Source organism: Bacillus sp. SIMBA_074 (assembly GCF_046534555.1).
GTDB lineage: Bacteria > Bacillota > Bacilli > Bacillales > Bacillaceae_G > Bacillus_A > Bacillus_A mycoides.
Genome location: NZ_JAWRYM010000010.1, coordinates 84,508 through 101,254 on the forward strand (window position 1 = coordinate 84,508; position 16,747 = coordinate 101,254).

General features: G+C 35.2%; 22 protein-coding genes and 3 pseudogenes. 8 read left to right on the forward strand and 17 right to left on the reverse strand.

From position 1 onward, the window contains the following. Window positions 1–98 precede the first annotated feature (98 nt). Window positions 99–404, forward strand: a complete 306-nt coding sequence (locus SB773_RS13455) for a YtpI family protein (protein ID WP_002088950.1) — start codon at window positions 99–101, stop codon at window positions 402–404. Window positions 405–412: 8 nt separating this feature from the next. Here the strand turns inward: SB773_RS13455 and SB773_RS13460 are convergent, their stop codons facing one another. Beyond that, the gene (locus tag SB773_RS13460; RefSeq protein WP_410590345.1) at window positions 413–676 is read right to left on the reverse strand and encodes a DUF3949 domain-containing protein; all 264 of its coding nucleotides are present in this window, start codon (window positions 674–676) and stop codon (window positions 413–415) included. Window positions 677–887: 211 nt separating this feature from the next. Further along, the gene (locus SB773_RS13465; RefSeq protein ID WP_060752088.1) at window positions 888–2,201 is read right to left on the reverse strand and encodes a CBS domain-containing protein; all 1,314 of its coding nucleotides are present in this window, start codon (window positions 2,199–2,201) and stop codon (window positions 888–890) included. Between the two features lie 244 nt (window positions 2,202–2,445). On the opposite strand from SB773_RS13465, the gene SB773_RS13470 reads away from it, so the two are divergent. Then, window positions 2,446–2,607, forward strand: coding sequence for a hypothetical protein (locus tag SB773_RS13470; RefSeq protein ID WP_165497901.1), 162 nt, complete (start codon window positions 2,446–2,448; stop codon window positions 2,605–2,607). Between the two features lie 40 nt (window positions 2,608–2,647). Here SB773_RS13470 and SB773_RS13475 read toward each other — a convergent pair whose 3' ends face one another. Next, the gene (locus SB773_RS13475) at window positions 2,648–3,331 is read right to left on the reverse strand and encodes a metal-dependent hydrolase (RefSeq protein ID WP_060752094.1); all 684 of its coding nucleotides are present in this window, start codon (window positions 3,329–3,331) and stop codon (window positions 2,648–2,650) included. Window positions 3,332–3,480: 149 nt separating this feature from the next. On the opposite strand from SB773_RS13475, the gene pepQ reads away from it, so the two are divergent. Then, window positions 3,481–4,578 carry a Xaa-Pro dipeptidase gene (gene pepQ, locus SB773_RS13480; RefSeq protein WP_410590348.1) on the forward strand — a complete coding sequence of 366 codons (1,098 nt, stop codon included), beginning with the start codon at window positions 3,481–3,483 and terminating at the stop codon, window positions 4,576–4,578. Window positions 4,579–4,622: 44 nt separating this feature from the next. On the opposite strand, the gene SB773_RS13485 is transcribed toward pepQ, so the two are convergent. The 7 genes and pseudogenes from SB773_RS13485 to SB773_RS13515 form a co-directional block, all read right to left on the reverse strand. Beyond that, a complete protein-coding gene (locus tag SB773_RS13485) occupies window positions 4,623–4,829 on the reverse strand; it encodes a hypothetical protein (RefSeq protein ID WP_219920499.1) in 207 nt (68 codons plus the stop codon). A 63-nt stretch (window positions 4,830–4,892) separates the two neighbouring features. After that, window positions 4,893–5,184, reverse strand: a pseudogene (locus tag SB773_RS13490) (anti sigma factor C-terminal domain-containing protein); the annotation flags it as partial. A gap of 125 nt (window positions 5,185–5,309) precedes the next feature. Further along, the gene (locus SB773_RS13495) at window positions 5,310–5,765 is read right to left on the reverse strand and encodes a GNAT family N-acetyltransferase (protein WP_410590350.1); all 456 of its coding nucleotides are present in this window, start codon (window positions 5,763–5,765) and stop codon (window positions 5,310–5,312) included. A 71-nt stretch (window positions 5,766–5,836) separates the two neighbouring features. After that, on the reverse strand, window positions 5,837–6,181 hold the full coding sequence (locus SB773_RS13500; RefSeq protein WP_044442222.1) for a DUF6176 family protein: 345 nt from the start codon (window positions 6,179–6,181) through the stop codon (window positions 5,837–5,839). A gap of 3 nt (window positions 6,182–6,184) precedes the next feature. Continuing rightward, entirely contained in the window at window positions 6,185–6,979 is a 795-nt protein-coding gene (locus SB773_RS13505) for a GNAT family N-acetyltransferase (RefSeq protein WP_410590353.1), read from the reverse strand. Next, entirely contained in the window at window positions 6,976–7,308 is a 333-nt protein-coding gene (locus tag SB773_RS13510) for a cupin domain-containing protein (protein ID WP_002129379.1), read from the reverse strand. The genes SB773_RS13505 and SB773_RS13510 overlap by 4 nt, the downstream gene beginning before the upstream one ends. A gap of 44 nt (window positions 7,309–7,352) precedes the next feature. Beyond that, window positions 7,353–7,775, reverse strand: a complete 423-nt coding sequence (locus SB773_RS13515; RefSeq protein WP_044442216.1) for a hypothetical protein — start codon at window positions 7,773–7,775, stop codon at window positions 7,353–7,355. A gap of 131 nt (window positions 7,776–7,906) precedes the next feature. On the opposite strand from SB773_RS13515, the gene SB773_RS13520 reads away from it, so the two are divergent. Beyond that, the gene (locus tag SB773_RS13520) at window positions 7,907–8,176 is read left to right on the forward strand and encodes a helix-turn-helix transcriptional regulator (protein WP_340803992.1); all 270 of its coding nucleotides are present in this window, start codon (window positions 7,907–7,909) and stop codon (window positions 8,174–8,176) included. After that, a complete protein-coding gene (locus SB773_RS13525; RefSeq protein WP_410590356.1) occupies window positions 8,166–8,591 on the forward strand; it encodes a hypothetical protein in 426 nt (141 codons plus the stop codon). Before SB773_RS13520 ends, SB773_RS13525 begins: the two co-directional genes overlap by 11 nt. 51 nt (window positions 8,592–8,642) lie before the next feature. Here the strand turns inward: SB773_RS13525 and ald are convergent, their stop codons facing one another. Next, entirely contained in the window at window positions 8,643–9,776 is a 1,134-nt protein-coding gene (ald, locus tag SB773_RS13530; RefSeq protein ID WP_002015529.1) for an alanine dehydrogenase, read from the reverse strand. A 214-nt stretch (window positions 9,777–9,990) separates the two neighbouring features. Beyond that, entirely contained in the window at window positions 9,991–10,782 is a 792-nt protein-coding gene (locus SB773_RS13535; protein ID WP_002015530.1) for an SDR family oxidoreductase, read from the reverse strand. A gap of 147 nt (window positions 10,783–10,929) precedes the next feature. Between SB773_RS13535 and SB773_RS13540 the strand changes: the two genes are divergently transcribed. After that, window positions 10,930–11,388, forward strand: a complete 459-nt coding sequence (locus SB773_RS13540) for a universal stress protein (protein WP_001066676.1) — start codon at window positions 10,930–10,932, stop codon at window positions 11,386–11,388. A 41-nt stretch (window positions 11,389–11,429) separates the two neighbouring features. Here the strand turns inward: SB773_RS13540 and SB773_RS13545 are convergent. Next, window positions 11,430–11,762 (reverse strand): annotated as a pseudogene (locus SB773_RS13545) (hypothetical protein); the annotation flags it as partial. A gap of 159 nt (window positions 11,763–11,921) precedes the next feature. Further along, a pseudogene (locus tag SB773_RS13550) lies at window positions 11,922–12,260 on the reverse strand (hypothetical protein); the annotation flags it as partial. Between the two features lie 715 nt (window positions 12,261–12,975). On the opposite strand from SB773_RS13550, the gene SB773_RS13555 reads away from it, so the two are divergent. Beyond that, window positions 12,976–13,155: a hypothetical protein gene (locus SB773_RS13555; RefSeq protein WP_002034316.1), complete on the forward strand. Its 180-nt coding sequence runs from the start codon at window positions 12,976–12,978 to the stop codon at window positions 13,153–13,155. Window positions 13,156–13,263: 108 nt separating this feature from the next. On the opposite strand, the gene argH is transcribed toward SB773_RS13555, so the two are convergent. Next, on the reverse strand, window positions 13,264–14,652 hold the full coding sequence (gene argH, locus SB773_RS13560; RefSeq protein WP_410590359.1) for an argininosuccinate lyase: 1,389 nt from the start codon (window positions 14,650–14,652) through the stop codon (window positions 13,264–13,266). Then, on the reverse strand, window positions 14,649–15,854 hold the full coding sequence (locus SB773_RS13565) for an argininosuccinate synthase (protein ID WP_410590361.1): 1,206 nt from the start codon (window positions 15,852–15,854) through the stop codon (window positions 14,649–14,651). Before SB773_RS13565 ends, argH begins: the two co-directional genes overlap by 4 nt. Before the next feature lie 167 nt (window positions 15,855–16,021). Here SB773_RS13565 and SB773_RS13570 point away from each other — a divergent pair, with 167 nt between their 5' ends. Beyond that, window positions 16,022–16,339, forward strand: coding sequence for a hypothetical protein (locus SB773_RS13570; protein WP_002034320.1), 318 nt, complete (start codon window positions 16,022–16,024; stop codon window positions 16,337–16,339). A gap of 28 nt (window positions 16,340–16,367) precedes the next feature. On the opposite strand, the gene SB773_RS13575 is transcribed toward SB773_RS13570, so the two are convergent. Continuing rightward, window positions 16,368–16,562 (reverse strand): hypothetical protein, encoded by a 195-nt coding sequence (locus SB773_RS13575; RefSeq protein ID WP_002067549.1) that lies wholly within the window; start codon window positions 16,560–16,562, stop codon window positions 16,368–16,370. Window positions 16,563–16,747: the final 185 nt, after the last annotated feature.

Here is a 16,747-nt window from a genome sequence, read left to right on the forward strand (position 1 = left end):
ATACATGCGAACAATTGCTTTATAATAAAAGTTAGAAAGTTTAGATTTTTCTTTTTTCTAAATTGTTATTTTTATACCAATCGATGGGAGCGTGTATTATGCCAGTATTCGTCTTTTGTATTATCATCTCATTTGTGTTGTACCTCTTCTATAAAACAAAATTCTTTCGTACAAACCGTCCAATGGAGAAAGGTTGGCTCTCTGGAAAATCCGCAATGGCACTCGGCTTATTCGTCCTATTCTTTGGGATAAACCAATTCTTTTTAGAACTTTCAACTGCACGCATTATCGTTGGTGTTTTGTTTATTTTACTTGGCAGCGCGAGTACATTTAATGGATTCCGCCAATATAAACACTTTCTACCATTAGCAGTCAAAGAAGCCGAATCTTATAAAACAACGTAAAAAAAGCATCAACATTGTGATGCTTTTTTACGTCCCTTCACTTTCAAAATCATATATGCAACAAACGCAGATGGTATATTAAAGGGATTACCTTGCACGTGAAAATGTAATTGTTCTTCTCCAAAAGACATCTGTTTGTATAGTTCTTGCTGAGATAATCCTGTTCGTTTCTTTTTTTCATTTAATCCTTGTAAGTATAAGTATTGAATTGGTATCATCACAAGGAAATAAAAGAGTGCGATACCAACAAAAAAGAGTAATTCTGATGACATATTGCATCCCCCTTCCGACATCCATTATCTTACAATCTAATTATATCATAGTATACACTCTAAATGGATTAATATTCTGTTTTTTCTAATTATACAATCATCTCTCCTTATATATATTTCCCGCTAAAACTCTTCCACATCTTTAGCAACAGCTTCCAAATCCAATAAAACAAAAAAGATGGAACAAACCAAAGCGATTTGTTCCATCTTTTTATTTATCGATCAATTGCACCATAAGTAACGCTTTCCCGACAACATTACCTTCATGATGCACTTCTACATCAATCTTACCAAATTTACGCCCAATTTCTAATACTTTCGGATGAACTGATACAACATTATCAATTTGAACTGGCTTAACGAAATAAATGGTTAAGTTTTCAACAATTAAATCGCTCTTCTTCTGCGCACGAATGACACGGTTTGTTGCTTCTGTCACAATTGTTGTGAATACACCGTAAGATAACGTCCCGATTGAATTCGTCATTTGTGGCGTCACTGAAAATTGATACAAATGCTCATTTTTAGCTTCTTTCGGCGTCATAAATTGGTTCGTTACAATATCATCAATTGTTTCCCCAACTTGCGGTTGACGTTGAATCATTTGCAACGCCTGAAGTACATCTTGGCGACTAATGATCCCTTGCAATTTATTCCCTTCTTCCACAACAGGAAGTAACTCAATACCTTCCCACACCATCATACGTGCTGCAGCTGCGACAGACATTTTTCCGTTCACCGTAATTGGATGCTTTGTCATCACTTTATCAATTGGTGTTTCTTTCACGACACCAATCATATCTTTTGAAGTTACAATACCTAACACCTTTTTATTTTCATCCACAATTGGATAACGTCCATGCATCGTCTCTTCATTGTACTCATGCCATTTCTGCACAGTATCACTTGGCTTTAAATATAACGTTTCTTCAATCGGTGTTAAAATATCTTCAACGAGTACAATTTCTTTCTTAATAAGTTGATCATAAATTGCACGGTTAATTAACGTTGCGACCGTAAATGTATCATAGCTACTCGAAATAATTGGAAGCTTTAATTCGTCTGCTAACTTTTTCACATGCTCTTCTGTATCAAATCCACCTGTAATTAATACAGCAGCCCCTGTTTCTAATGCTAATTGATGTGCATTCGTACGGTTCCCGATGATAAGCAAGTTCCCCGCTTCTGTATAGCGCATCATCGCTTCTAATTTCATAGCCCCGATTACGAATTTATTTAATGTTTTATGTAGTCCTTCTCTGCCCCCAAGCACTTGGCCATCGACAATGTTAACGACTTCTGCATATGTCAGTTTTTCGATATTCTCTTTCTTCTTTTGTTCAATTCGAATTGTTCCGACACGTTCAATTGTACTAACATATCCTTTATTTTCTGCGTCTTTAATTGCACGGTAAGCTGTCCCTTCACTTACACTCAAATCTTTCGCAATTTGCCTTACAGAAATTTTATGCCCTACCGGTAGGCTATTAATATGTTCTAAAATTTGATTATGCTTGGTAGCCAAATGGTTTCACCATACTTTCTTTTCCCTAAATTCTTCATGTGTTGTATTTTCAGTATACTATATTTTCAAAACTGTTACACTCTCTCTTTATATACCTGTACTATTTTTTTTATAACAAAATGCCCCTTACATTCCATTAGTCACTCTATTACAACAATGTAATGCTGTTGTCATCTCGTTCGATAGTTTGTCCACTCGATTCCATATACAATTAAGACAAGAAATGAAACAAAGGAGCGAATACATGATGAAAAAATTTTTAGAGGTTGTAGGTGCTGTATTTGTAGCTTTCGTAGATGGAAAAAAAGTTGCAATGGAGTTGAATGAAACACCCGAACAGCCACTTCCAAAAAGAAAAGAATCACCAAAACAAGCGCAAACTTTAAAAGCTTTACTACACACGTAAAAAACCCTTCACTTGTCATTTCAAATGAAGGGTTTCTTTTTTATAGTGTAATACTTTCTCCAGCTTCTAATACTTTCCCTGTACAATTTTGTAGCTTTTCTACAAATTGATATGGATCTTGTTCAATAACTGGGAACGTATTGTAATGCATCGGTACAACTGTTTTCGCACCTATCCATTTTGCTGCTAACACAGCATCTTCTGGCCCCATTGTGAAATTATCACCAATTGGTAAAAATGCTACATCAACATTATTCAGTTCTCCAATTAACTTCATATCAGAGAATAAAGCAGTATCTCCTGCATGATATACCGTTTTCTCTTCTGCTGTAAACAAAATACCAGCTGGCATACCTGTATATGTAATCGTCTTATTTTCTTCATCAATATAACTAGAGCCGTGGAATGCTTGGGTAAATTTCACTTTTCCGAAGTCAAATTCATGCGAACCTCCAATATGCATCGGATGTGTATTTACACCTTGCCAACCTAAAAATGTAGCTAATTCAAACGGTGCCACAACGACCGCATTATTTTTCTTCGCTAACGCTACTGTATCCCCGACATGATCACCGTGTCCGTGCGATAAAATAATCGCATCAACTTTTACATCTTCAGCTTTTAAATCTGTTTTCGGATTTCCCGTTAAAAATGGGTCAATTAAAATAACTTTTCCATTCGTTTCAATCTTTACAACTGAATGCCCGTGATAAGATACTTTCATCATTACATTCCTCCCCTATTCACATTCTCACTTTTTATTCTACATGATTTCTCAATTACCTGTCTTTTCTAACATCTATTTACTTGTCATAACGCTTTCGTCCGAGGTAAAGTTATATTTGTAATTAAATATCTCGGGGGTGCCAATCGATGAATGCTAGATTAGAAAATTTAATGCAATGGCTAAAAGAAAAAGACGTAGAAGCTGCGTTCTTAACTTCTACACCAAACGTTTTCTACATGACGAACTTCCATTGTGAACCACATGAAAGACTACTTGGTATGTTTGTATTCCAAGAAAAAGAACCTATTTTAGTTTGTCCTAAAATGGAAGAAGGCCAAGCGCGTAACGCTGGCTGGGCACATGAAATTATCGGATTTACTGATACGGACAAACCATGGGATATGATTGCAAAAGCAATTAAAGATCGTGGTATTGATGCAAATGCAGTTGCAATTGAAAAAGAACATTTAAACGTAGAACGTTACGAAGAATTAACAAAATTGTTCCCAAATGCAGCTTTCAAATCAGCTGAAGAGAAAGTTCGCGAGCTTCGCTTAATTAAAGACGAAAAAGAACTTTCTATTTTACGTGAAGCAGCTAAAATGGCAGATTATGCTGTTGAAGTTGGTGTAAATGCAATTAAAGAAAATCGTAGCGAGCTAGAAGTATTAGCAATTATTGAGCATGAATTAAAAACAAAAGGCATCCATAAAATGTCATTCGATACGATGGTATTAGCAGGTGCAAACTCTGCTCTTCCACACGGCATTCCAGGTGCAAACAAAATGAAACGCGGCGATTTCGTACTATTTGATTTAGGTGTAATCATTGAAGGTTATTGCTCTGACATTACGCGTACAGTAGCATTTGGTGATATTTCTGAAGAGCAAACTCGCATTTACAACACTGTACTTGCTGGACAACTACAAGCAGTTGAAGCGTGTAAACCAGGCGTTACATTTGGTGCAATCGACAACGCTGCTCGCTCTGTCATCGCAGATGCAGGTTACGGAGACTTCTTCCCACACCGCCTTGGTCACGGACTTGGAATTAGCGTACACGAATATCCAGATGTAAAAGAAGGCAACGAGTCTCTATTAAGAGAAGGTATGGTCTTCACAATCGAACCGGGTATTTACGTACCAAACGTAGGCGGCGTTCGTATTGAAGATGATATTTACATCACAAAAGATGGATCAGAGATCTTAACGAAGTTCCCGAAAGAATTACAATTTGTGAAATAATAAAAAAGGTAGCGTGATCGCTACCTTTTATTAAAGAAGGCCCTTTAAAAAGTGCCTTCTTCTATCTCACTAATATTTATTTGAAATTTCACGATCCAAACTGAGAAAAGGTGCACAAGAAGCGCAAACGCCATACATGCTCCGCTTAAAAAAGTTAATATAGGATGCGAATACACATGCCCTAATCCATAAGATGCTCCTACGAAAAACATTGTTATGTAAATATAAATTGCTCCATGTATTTGCCTCATATAAGCCTCCTTTTCCCATATTATAACATAAATTTTCTGATTATTCACATTAATTAATTGTAATCAATATTTCTCAACTGTTACGCCTCTTACAGCCACCTTAATATATGGCGCTCCTTGTAAACCTTGTAAATCCTCTGTTTTCCCTGTTACAACTACACCGTATATTGGTAGGTCTTTTGGTTTGATGTTTTTTATTTCTTTATAATATTGTTCAAAATAATCACTTGGTATACCTTCACTATTTTTTTGCTAAAGACTTCATTTGGTACAGAAACTCTTTTGAGTTTATTGTTAAATCATTTTTCACACCTTCTGTTACTTTTGCATAACTCCCTTCAAATCCAAAAAAATTTTCATAATAAAAAGCACATCTATTTTAATGTGCTTCTCACATATATTTTAATTTTTTAACATACAAATCAATTTTTTCGAAATAAAAACTTCCACTCATTTAAAAGATATATTCTCATAATATCTTTATGATTTAGTTGTCATAATAATTGAACGTGGATAAAATCCCAGCTTTTGATAAAACGATACAGCTTCATTTCCGTACACTACTATTAATTCAATGTCATCTACTTGCTTTTCTTTAAACCATTCCACTGCACTATTCATTAATTTCAAACCGAATCCGTTTCTTCGATATTTTTCATCAACAAATAAAACTTCAATCTTCCCACTTACGCTTTTACTATACGCTATACAAAAGCCTAATATATTATCTGTTTCTAACTCAATCAATAGTTCAATTCTATATTCTCCGTACTTTGAATTTTTTTTATAATCTTCAATACGTTCCTCAAATGTCATTCTTGGATAATCACCAGAAAAACATTTTGATTTACTGTTATGATATTCATGCAATTTATCTAATGAGTCTCTGATTATCTCTATTTCATCGAGAGTGATATATTTATGACTAATTCGCATCTTACAGCATCTCCAATAATATATATTTCACAAAAAAAGAGGATGGTTTATCTTTACAAAATACTACTCTATTATTTCATCGCTTCTTTCACAACATCTTGAATCATAACGACTTCCGTCTTCAGATCGACAGCCGGTGCTTCTTCATCAATACATTCATACCAAAACTCTAAATGTTTTTTATCAATTTCATGATGAGAATTTCCGACAAGAGCCCCGCCTTCTCCTTGCACAGAATACCAATATAAGTACTCTTCTCCATCTCTTATTTCCCGGAAAATTGTCTCTACATACATCTTTTCGTCGTTTAATGTCAAAAGCACTTCTTTCATATTATCATTAAGAAGCTGCATCCATTCATCTACGCGATGACTTTTACCTGGCTTGACTTTGAATCTTGTTAATTCTACGTTCATCTTTTATTCCCCCATTTTCTTGCGGACAAACAAAACATATTCTACTGGATTATGGAAGCTTAATTTACTAGCTAATTTTTGCGAGGGAATATTATCTACATTACAATCCCAGCATGGTGTAATATGATTTTGTATACACTGTTCAATGAAACGTGTTGCGACAGCTTGAGCTAACCCTTCCCCTTGATGTGCTTCATGTGTTGCAATATCAATTTCAGCAAAACCATTCCCTCTAAATATTGAGACGCATTCGGCTACAATCATCCCATCTTGTTCTATACAAAAACCAAAGCCGTTATTTAAAAACACTTCTTTTGATCCCCAATATTCTTTGTAATAATCCTCTGTAAATTCATTACTTCGTTCTATATCACTTTTATCAATACGTTTAATTTCATATGTATTTTTGTTTAATTCTATTCTTCTATCTTCAAAAACTTCTCTTTGAAATTGAAATGTCATTCGTGAGATGTTCCGAAATGCATTACTAAAACGCTCTTCTAACATCATTTCCCACTCGTCACTCGAAGTGAACAATGTAAATCTCTTCTCTGTTTTTTCAATAGCCATTTTTAAATACGCAAATAAATATTCGTTATAATTTTGATCATCCGTATCACCAAATAAATAATAGATACCATTAGCTGTACGAATTAGTCCTGCTGTTAATTTCTCGTTTGCAAAAACTTCACCATCTATCATTTGATCACATACCGCATGAGCAAAGGTTGTTGTCCTTGTATGACCTTCTAAAATCGGAAGGATTTTTCTATACTGGGCTACAGATAATTTTTTCATAATTGCTCCACTTTAATCGTATCCGCCTCTATATTTTCAAAACAAAGATTTACCGTTCTCTTGAATGCTCTCGTTCTATGGATCGTGCATGCTGGAATTAAGATAGAATCATTTGGCTTTAAAACCGCCGTCTCTCCATCTTCAAAATCGATAAGTAGTTCTCCCTCTAGCACAATAAATAATTCATCCGAATTAGAATGATAGTGCCAATCATATTCACCAGTAAATACGGCGATTCGTAAGCAATGATTATTTACATTTGAAACGACGAAGTTTTTATGTTGTTCTTGAATGTCCTTTGTTAATTCTAATAAATTCACAGTTTCCATCTTTCGTCCCACCCTTTCATTAGTCGTTCTTCTGAAAAACTAATTTAGTCTCCACCACCTCCGCAATCTCCTCCACCATCACTTGAACTGCTACAATCGTTGCTACTGTAATCACCAAATCCGCTTGATGAGCTTGAATCGGATGAAGATTTTTTTCTTCTTTTTCTATCTTTTTTACTTTCATGACTAGGCCACACTTTATCAAATAATATAAAGAATAAGAATCCTTCTACCATAACAAGTGTAACGCCAAAAATACCTTCAATAACATTAGGGGTTATCCCAAAATTTTTAACCATCCCACATAAAAACACGCAAAAAATCACATACAAGAACATACAAATATACCGAAATGTTTTTTCTATCATAATGACTACTTTTTTTGAAAGAGGTATGTTCTCTTCCTGTTTTTTCTTTATATACTTTTGTCTTTTAGCTTGCTTTTTCTTACTCTTTTTGCTCCCCATTGAATCTCCTCTATCGACTTTCATTTTTCATTTAATTCCAAATTATCACAAAAAACAACATCATAACAAGCAATATTTCTCGTAAAGTTTCATTTACTTTTTGTAAAGTTTTATTTACTTTTTACCTAAAAATGGATATTGTAAATGTAACAAATTTACAAAAAGGAGACTTTGTATATTTGATTAAAAATAAAGTAAAACAATTCCGTGTCGTTAGAGACATCACCCAAGAGCAATTAGCTTCCTCTGTTCAAATCACTAGACAATCCCTCATCGCTATCGAGAAGAATAAATACAACCCAAGTTTAGAATTAGCATTGAAATTATGTGAGTTTTTCGGCTGTAAAGTGGAGGATTTATTTCAATTAGATAAGACTGGGGAGGAAAAAAATGAAAAATAATTTTATCCAAGGGTTTGCTTCGCATCTTACTATTTTAGTGTTAGGATCGGCCTTTCTTTATTTCAATAGTAGTGATGAAGAAAAGATTCGTTCTGTCCTTCTATTCGCTAGCGTATACATACTCTTAGCCTTGGTACTATTAGTAGTGAAACGAATATTCTTTAAGAAAAAAAAGAAAGAGTCCAAGCAATACCCATTACCTGAGACAGATGAAAGAATTGAAAAAATGGGCTTAAAGCTTATGGCGCAAATTTTCGGTCTCTCTCATTTAATCGGCTCTGCGATACTATTTATTTTATATATTACTGACAAAAATTCGACGATACGAGTAGAGTATGCCCTGTATTACTTGTTTGGAATTCTTTTCTTCACAATGATGTTCGGCTTGAAAATTGTGAAGAAATTAGATAATTAGTTTAAACAAAAAGACCCTTCCTACAAAGGAAAGGTCTTTATTTTATTTCTATTATGATAAAGCAGGAGCTTTTTCAAGAAGCTCTTTTGCATCTGCATATTGTAAGCTGTGCGCTTCTGCAACTGCTTCGAATGTTACGTAGCCATCTAATGTGTTAATACCTTTTAATAATGCAGTGTTGCCTAGGCAAGCTTCTTTGTAGCCTTTGTTAGCAATTTGTACTGCATATGGTACTGTTACGTTTGTTAATGCAAGAGTTGATGTACGTGGAACCGCACCTGGCATATTTGCAACTGCATAATGAACAACACCATGTTTCTCATAAGTTGGGTTGTCGTGAGTTGTAATACGGTCAGTTGTTTCGAAAATACCACCTTGGTCAATCGCGATATCTACAACGACAGAACCTGGTTCCATTGATTGAATCATTTCTTCTGTTACAAGTTTTGGCGCTTTTGCACCTGGGATTAATACTGCACCGATTACAAGGTCAGATTCTCTTACAGCTTCTGCAATGTTATACGGGTTAGACATTAACGTTTTCACTTGGTTTCCGAAAATGTCATCTAATTGACGAAGACGTTCTGCACTTAAGTCGATGATTGTTACATCTGCACCTAAACCTACTGCAATTTTCGCTGCGTTTGTACCAGCTTGACCACCGCCGATAATTGTTACTTTACCGCGTTTCACCCCTGGAACACCTGCAAGTAAAATACCTTTACCACCTTTGTTTTTCTCAAGGAACTGTGCACCGATTTGCGCAGACATACGACCAGCTACTTCACTCATAGGTGCAAGTAATGGTAGAGAACGATTGTCTAATTGTACTGTTTCGTATGCAATTGATACCACTTTGTTATCAATTAATGCTTTCGTTAATTCTGGCTCTGGAGCTAAGTGTAAGTATGTGAATAAAATTAAACCTTCGCGGAAATAACCGTATTCACTTTCAACTGGCTCTTTTACCTTCATAACCATATCTTGATTCCATGCTTCTTCAGCAGTTTCAACAAGTTTCGCACCAGCTTGTACGTATTCTTCATCTGTAAAGCCTGATCCTACACCTGATCCTTTTTGAACAAAAACTTCATGACCATTTTGTACTAAATGTACAGCTCCCGCTGGCGTCATTGCCACGCGGTTTTCATTGTTTTTAATTTCTGTTGGAATACCGATACGCATTATTAGTTCCCCCTTGAGTTATGAAATGACCCCTGAATCATTTTTTAAAGCGCTTTCTATACTCTTATATTCTAACATAATATCTCAATATTTGACAAAAAAATAATACAAGTTTTCCGATAGATTTAATCTTACATGAAAGGACAGTATTATCCGTACCTCTCAGTATAAAGGATAAACTGTCCAATTATTCGAAACTTCACTTTATTTAATTCTATCGATGTCTATGAATAACATCAACAGCGCCTGTTACTTCAATAATCGTGCCAGTAATCATATCAGAATCGTCCTCACATAAAAACGAAATGGTTCTTGCGATATCTTCCCCTGTTCCAGATCTACCAATTGGTGTGTTACTACCTTTCAGATTTCGTGCTTCTTCAATTGTTGCCTCTTTCATTTCACCAATTATATCACCAGGACATACCATATTCGCAGTAATACCGTATTCAGCTTCTTCGTATGCGACTGTTTTCGTTAAAGAAACAAGTCCGACTTTCGCAGCTGCAAAGGCTGAACGATAAATCCATCCAGGCGCGCTATCTGCCCCTTGAAATCCATAGTTAATAATACGGCCAAATTGCTGGTTTCTCATAATCGGTACGACAAGTTTTAATAAATGAAACACCGCTGTTAAATTACCCTGGATCATTTCATTCCATTCGTCTTCTTCGTAATCGACTAATTTTTTCCTTTCAAATACGTAAGGACCAGCATTATTAATTAAGAAGTCAATTTTGCCAAAACGGCTCATCGCTTCTTCTACTATTTTATGTAAATCTTCCTTTTTCGTGACATCAGCTTGCACGAACTGTAGACGTTCTTCCATATTTTTATATGTTTCTTTCATTGTTTCCATAGCACTTGTATCGCTATGATATGTTACTGTTACTGAATATCCTTTATCCAATAACTTTTCTGTTACTTGCTTTCCTAAACCTTTCGTACCGGCTGTAATGAGCGCGTGTCTCACAAACATGCCTCCTTTTAAATTGCTATACTCCATATGTAACAAGTTCTCGCTTCAATTACAACTAAAATGAATTAAGGCAAAGTTTTCAAAATTCTGTAACGTTTCCGACAAGCACATTACCAAAATTTGTTTTATAATAAAGTTGTAAACGGTAATAAAAATGATTGGGAGGAATTTACTATGAATAATACATATACAAATATTTTAATTGCGGTGGACGGTTCTAAAGAAGCAGAAAAAGCCTTTAAAAAAGCAATTCAAGTTGCAAAACGAAACAACGCAACATTAACAATTGCTCATATCGTTGATGTAAAAGCATACTCAGCAGTAGAGGCTTATAGCCGCGCAATTGCTGAACGTGCAAATCTATTTGCAGAAGACTTATTAGAAGACTACAAAAAAACTGCGCTTGAAGCTGGTCTTGAAAAAGTGGAAACTGTATTAGAATTTGGTAATCCTAAATCTAAAATTTCAAAAGAAATCGCTCCAAACCATAAAGTAGATTTAATTATGTGTGGTGCAACTGGTTTAAATGCTGTAGAACGTTTCCTAATTGGTAGCGTCTCTGAACATATTATTCGCTATGCGAAATGCGATGTCCTTGTTGTTCGTGGTGATGAGGAGCAAGGTGATCTTTAATTTATAATTAAGACACCAAGTCCACATAGGCTTGGTGTTTTTCATTTCACAAACTTCACTATAAATACAAGACAAGCAACAACAACAACGGTACCTGCCAACACATACGGCGGAAGAAATTTCAAAGACCATAGCGCCATCATTATCGTGGCAACAGTTAAGTACGTTTGCTTTGCATCTTCTGTCATTTTTTTACGAAGTAAGAAAACATACACATAACCGATTGGCGGCGTAATGAAGCAAAGAACATATATAATTTTTGATTTTAAATACCACTTTTGTTCGCCAAGTTTCTTTATGTCTTCTTCTATTCTCTTACTCTCTTGTTCTCTCACTTCTTCTTCACTAGAATCTTCCTCTTCTCTTCTAAATTCTCCACCTAATATATGTAATTCTTCCTGTGTAGTATCGTTGAGTTTAGACACAAAATGGGTTATCCTTCCACACAACACATATGGAAGGATAACCTATTTTCAGATTTTATTCATTTCCTTAACTTGATGGCTATGTGCCCTATAAGGATGCTTATTTTATCATTTTAATCTTTTCTCAATTTCAAGTGTCGGGAAATAATCACCAAACTCATTTGTTTCCTTTTCATTACGATTCATACTAATACTTCCTATATTAGTATATGTAACATTTAATATTTGCCAACCTTTATGGTTTAATAACTCATCTGATAATTTACTGTATCCATTAACTGCCATATCCTTAGCAGAAAATAATTCGTTGGGTGCTAATACAATAGTTGCTTTTATTTCACCATTTTCAACAGAAACGTTATTTAATTTGTCATTTCCTCCAATAGAATAATACTCAATAATTTCTTTCACTTTATCAACTGTCATTTGCTCTTGTGATTGTTCTGCTGCTTTTGCGTCCGCTTTAGCTTTAGCGGCTGCGGCTGCATCTGCTTCTTGTTTTGCTTTTTCTGCCGCTAAACGTTGCTCTTCAGCCTCTTTTTGCTTCTGCTCATCTTGCATTTTAAACCATGGAGCTGCTTCATCTACTTTCGCTTGTAAATCTTTATTTTTTGTTTCAAGGCTCGCTACGGTTTCTGTTTTAGCAGACAGTTGTTTTTTATATTCATCTACTCTAGCATTCGCATCATCAATTTGCTCTTGTGAAGGACCAACTGCAACTCCAATACTAAGAGCAATCAATGCTGTTAGTACATATTTCCATCTCTTTTTTAAAAATTCTAAAACCACTTTCAATTTGTAACTCCTCCTAAAGTATTTTCATATGATGTTAGCCCAATTTTACCAGAATAACATAAAAAAAGAACTAGACTTTTTACTTTCCTCCAATTAGCGATGAATCAATATCCTCAACAACAGTGTCTAGACTTCCTAACTGGTTAGGGGTTCTGAAACCATAAAAAATTAAAAAATCATTCTTCAATTAAACTCCCCTTATATACAGATTTTTGACCGTATTTATCATAAATAAAGAAACAAAGGTAAAGGGTACACCATATCAATGTTTTGTGTTTGATACTGTATATAAATGCTTTAATAGTTTAAATACATTTTTTAGAAATAGACGGACAAAATATATGTGTTTAGAAAAGGAGGATGCTACATGGATGATTATGAACGTATTATTTTAGATGTGAACGGTACAGAACTCGAAATGTTAAATACGATTCGCGAGCATTTTAAAGAAAAACATGGTGTTGAACTAAGTCACGGTGCATTGCTTCGAGATTTAATGGATATTGAATACATTCGGATTACGGAAGATCGACACAAGTATGATTAATCAATGAAGCTTTAAGCCTAGAACATATTGTTCTAGGCTTAATTAAATCCATACAAAAAGGTAAGGTACTTTCTAAAAAAGCACCTTACCTTCTATATCATATATCATTTAACTTCCAACAAACTCTATTGCTAACCCCTTCGCTTTCTCCAAAGCTTTTTCAATTTGCTCAAATCCTGTCCCACCAGCACTGTTACGACGCTTTACAGCTGCATAAGGTGAAAGAACTTCATATAAATCTTCTTCAAATAACGGACTCATTTCTTTATACGTTTCAAGTGGTACATCTAATAAATAGATTCCTTTTTGCGTACAATGAAGAACTAGTTTCCCGACAATTTCATGAGCTTGACGGAACGGCATTCCCTTGCTTGCTAAATAGTCGGCAATTTCTGTTGCGTTAGAGAAGTCTTGCGTCACAGCTTGCCCCATTTTTTCTTTGTTTACATTCATCGTTTCAAGCATGCCTGCCATAATATGAAGGCATCCTTCAACTGTTTTCACTGTATCAAACATTCCTTCTTTATCTTCTTGTAAGTCTTTATTGTAAGCGAGCGGCAATCCTTTCATTACTGTAAGTAAACTGAATAAATTACCGTATACTCTGCCCGTTTTACCACGAATAAGTTCCGCCATATCCGGATTTTTCTTCTGCGGCATAATACTGCTTCCAGTTGCGTATTGATCGCTCATTTCAATAAATTGAAATTCTTGACTACTCCATAAAATAAGTTCTTCGCAAAAGCGTGATAAGTGCATCATAAGCATAGATGAGTTACTTAAAAACTCCAGTATGAAATCACGATCACTTACCGCATCTAAACTATTTTCATAGATTCCATTAAATCCAAGAAGCTCCGCACTATATTCTCGGTCAATCGGGAATGTTGTACCAGCTAGTGCTCCTGCTCCTAATGGTGAAATGTTAATACGCTTTAACGAATCTTCATAACGATTCACATCGCGCTCTAACATCCAAAAGTAAGCAAGAATATGATGCGCAAATGAAATCGGCTGTGCACGTTGCAAGTGCGTATAGCCGGGCATAATTGTTTCAATGTTATTTTCCGCTTGATGAACAAGAACAGTTTGCAATTGTTTTGTAGCTTTTATAATATCTTCTACTTTTTCTTTTAAATACAAATGCATATCTGTCGCTACTTGATCGTTACGGCTTCGGCCTGTATGAAGTTTCCCTCCTACTTCACCGATTCTTTCAATTAACATCTTTTCAATATTTAAATGAATATCCTCAGCCTCGACTGAGAAATTCAATTTATTTTGTTTCGCTTCCTCTAGTAAATATTGAAGCCCTATCTTTATTTTCTCTGCTTCTTCTTTCGTAACGATGCCTTGCTTTGCTAACATCGTTACGTGTGCGATACTCCCTTTTATATCTTGGCTAACCAATTGCTTATCAAAGGAAATAGAAGCTCCGAATTCTTCTACCCACGCTTCCGCTTCTTCTGTAAAACGTCCGCCCCAAAGTTTGCTCACGCTTCCACCTTCTTTTGATTCACTTGGCTGTATACTTTCGTAGGTAAACCGAATAATGAAATGAATCCAACTGCTGCATCATGATTAAATTCATCCTGGGCAGTATACGTTGCTAATTTTTCATCGTATAAAGAGTACTCAGATTTACGCCCTTCTACAATCGCATGACCTTTAAATAATTTCACACGCACTGTACCTGTTACATTTTTTTGCGTTTCTTGTAAGAAAGCATTGAGCGCTTGTTTTAAAGGTGAGAACCATAAACCGTTATAAATTAATTCTGTTAGTTTTTGCTCAATCATCGGTTTGAAATGAGCGACCTCTTTCACAAGTGTTAAATCTTCAAGTTCTTTATGCGCTGTTATTAATGTCATTGCTGCTGGGCATTCATATACTTCACGAGATTTAATACCGACAAGGCGATTTTCTACATGGTCGATACGTCCAACGCCATGTTTGCCAGCAAGTGCATTTAACGTTTTAATTAGTTCTGAAAGTGAATATGCAGTGCCGTTTAAAGTCTTCGGTACTCCTGCTTCAAATCCGATTTCTACAAACTCTGGTTTATTCGGTGTATCTTCTAATGCTAATGTCATCTCGTATGCTTCTTCTGGCGGCGCTGCCCATGGATCTTCTAAAATTCCACATTCGTTGCTGCGTCCCCATAAGTTTTGATCGATTGAAAACGGGCTATCTAAATTAATTGGAATCGGTATATCGTTTTCTTTTGCATATGCAATTTCTTCTTCACGTGACCATTTCCATTCACGTACAGGCGCAATAACTTCTAAATATGGATTCAACGCTTGAATAGAAACTTCAAAACGAACTTGGTCATTCCCTTTCCCTGTACATCCATGTGCAACTGCACTTGCGCCTTCCTGCTCTGCAATTTCTACTAATTTTTTTGCAATAAGCGGACGAGATAATGCAGAGACAAGAGGATATTTCCCTTCGTATAACGTGTGAGCTTGCATCGCTATCAATGCATATTCATTCGCATATTCTTCTTGAACATCAATCATATATGATTTAATTGCACCTACTGAAAGTGCTTTTTCTTTTACAAACGCTAAGTCTTTACCTTCCCCTAGATCTAAGCAAAGCGCGATAATATCATAATTCTTCTCTTGTAACCATTTAATTGCAACGGAAGTATCAAGACCTCCGGAATATGCTAATACAACTTTTTTCTTCTCCATTTTGCATCCCCCTAAAGAATAAATATTCATCTTTCCTTATAATAATCCAAACTTTATCACCTTTCATAAAATGAATCAAGGGGAATTTATAAATTTTTTTCAAACAATTCCGTCGAACTTCTTTCTTTTTTTATGTAAAATAGAGGAAGGAAAATGGAGGGGTGTCTATGAAAAAGTATTTTATATACAATGAACATCTAGGAATTGAAGTACCGAACATACAAAAAAAATGGGAAGACATCTCTGAACAAGCGCAGCATTCTATTTTATTAAAATGGGAGCAAGTTCGCGGAAAAATACCTGATCGCATAAAGGAACTTGAGCACCATATTAACGCGAAACAACACCACTTAAATAACGAAGAAGACTTCGAAATTTCTTGCAGGCTAAATTCAGAAATTGCCGATCTTGCTTCAATTATTAACGATCTTTGGCTTTGGTATCGTCTAACCCAAAACGTATCTGAGGGAAAAGCACACCAATGAAAAAAGCATGCCCCTCAATTAATTCGGGTCATGCTTTTTTGTCGTAACACGATTTACAATATATTTCTTGTGCTGTTTTCGCCAAACACACATCAAACGGACCAACTAATATACTTCTTTCTTTTGGCAACTTTACAAAAGCAACTAGCTCTTCTTCATATTGAATCTTTTTCTGACATGAAACACATTTTAATTCTTTTCTTTTAAACATGTCTTTTAGCATATCTCCATTCTCCCCCTCATCTATCTATATTAATATACTCTCATAATAGTTAGAGCTTGTAAAAAAATGACACATTCCGAAACAAATTATTCATATACTATGTACAAAAGCAGGTCTCAAACTTATGCGAGCTTTCATTATTATCGCTTTAACTTTTTTAAGTATCATTAGCTGGGATGCATTTT

What these genes read in the sequence shown, in the direction of transcription:
- SB773_RS13500 (WP_044442222.1), bottom strand. Translation starts at nt 6,181, where the DNA reads ATGAACGTAGAATTAACAAGATTCAAAGTCAAGCCAGGTAAAAGTCAT.
- SB773_RS13455 (WP_002088950.1), top strand. Translation starts at nt 99, where the DNA reads ATGCCAGTATTCGTCTTTTGTATTATCATCTCATTTGTGTTGTACCTC.
- SB773_RS13555 (WP_002034316.1), top strand. Translation starts at nt 12,976, where the DNA reads ATGGATGATTATGAACGTATTATTTTAGATGTGAACGGTACAGAACTC.
- SB773_RS13505 (WP_410590353.1), bottom strand. Translation starts at nt 6,979, where the DNA reads ATGAAAAAATTATCTGTAGCCCAGTATAGAAAAATCCTTCCGATTTTA.
- SB773_RS13470 (WP_165497901.1), top strand. Translation starts at nt 2,446, where the DNA reads ATGATGAAAAAATTTTTAGAGGTTGTAGGTGCTGTATTTGTAGCTTTC.
- SB773_RS13495 (WP_410590350.1), bottom strand. Translation starts at nt 5,765, where the DNA reads ATGCGAATTAGTCATAAATATATCACTCTCGATGAAATAGAGATAATC.
- SB773_RS13570 (WP_002034320.1), top strand. Translation starts at nt 16,022, where the DNA reads ATGAAAAAGTATTTTATATACAATGAACATCTAGGAATTGAAGTACCG.
- SB773_RS13525 (WP_410590356.1), top strand. Translation starts at nt 8,166, where the DNA reads ATGAAAAATAATTTTATCCAAGGGTTTGCTTCGCATCTTACTATTTTA.
- SB773_RS13520 (WP_340803992.1), top strand. Translation starts at nt 7,907, where the DNA reads ATGGATATTGTAAATGTAACAAATTTACAAAAAGGAGACTTTGTATAT.
- SB773_RS13460 (WP_410590345.1), bottom strand. Translation starts at nt 676, where the DNA reads ATGTCATCAGAATTACTCTTTTTTGTTGGTATCGCACTCTTTTATTTC.
- ald (WP_002015529.1), bottom strand. Translation starts at nt 9,776, where the DNA reads ATGCGTATCGGTATTCCAACAGAAATTAAAAACAATGAAAACCGCGTG.
- SB773_RS13540 (WP_001066676.1), top strand. Translation starts at nt 10,930, where the DNA reads ATGAATAATACATATACAAATATTTTAATTGCGGTGGACGGTTCTAAA.
- SB773_RS13475 (WP_060752094.1), bottom strand. Translation starts at nt 3,331, where the DNA reads ATGAAAGTATCTTATCACGGGCATTCAGTTGTAAAGATTGAAACGAAT.
- SB773_RS13485 (WP_219920499.1), bottom strand. Translation starts at nt 4,829, where the DNA reads ATGAGGCAAATACATGGAGCAATTTATATTTACATAACAATGTTTTTC.
- SB773_RS13510 (WP_002129379.1), bottom strand. Translation starts at nt 7,308, where the DNA reads ATGGAAACTGTGAATTTATTAGAATTAACAAAGGACATTCAAGAACAA.
- SB773_RS13515 (WP_044442216.1), bottom strand. Translation starts at nt 7,775, where the DNA reads ATGGGGAGCAAAAAGAGTAAGAAAAAGCAAGCTAAAAGACAAAAGTAT.
- SB773_RS13535 (WP_002015530.1), bottom strand. Translation starts at nt 10,782, where the DNA reads ATGGAGTATAGCAATTTAAAAGGAGGCATGTTTGTGAGACACGCGCTC.
- SB773_RS13565 (WP_410590361.1), bottom strand. Translation starts at nt 15,854, where the DNA reads ATGGAGAAGAAAAAAGTTGTATTAGCATATTCCGGAGGTCTTGATACT.
- pepQ (WP_410590348.1), top strand. Translation starts at nt 3,481, where the DNA reads ATGAATGCTAGATTAGAAAATTTAATGCAATGGCTAAAAGAAAAAGAC.
- SB773_RS13575 (WP_002067549.1), bottom strand. Translation starts at nt 16,562, where the DNA reads ATGCTAAAAGACATGTTTAAAAGAAAAGAATTAAAATGTGTTTCATGT.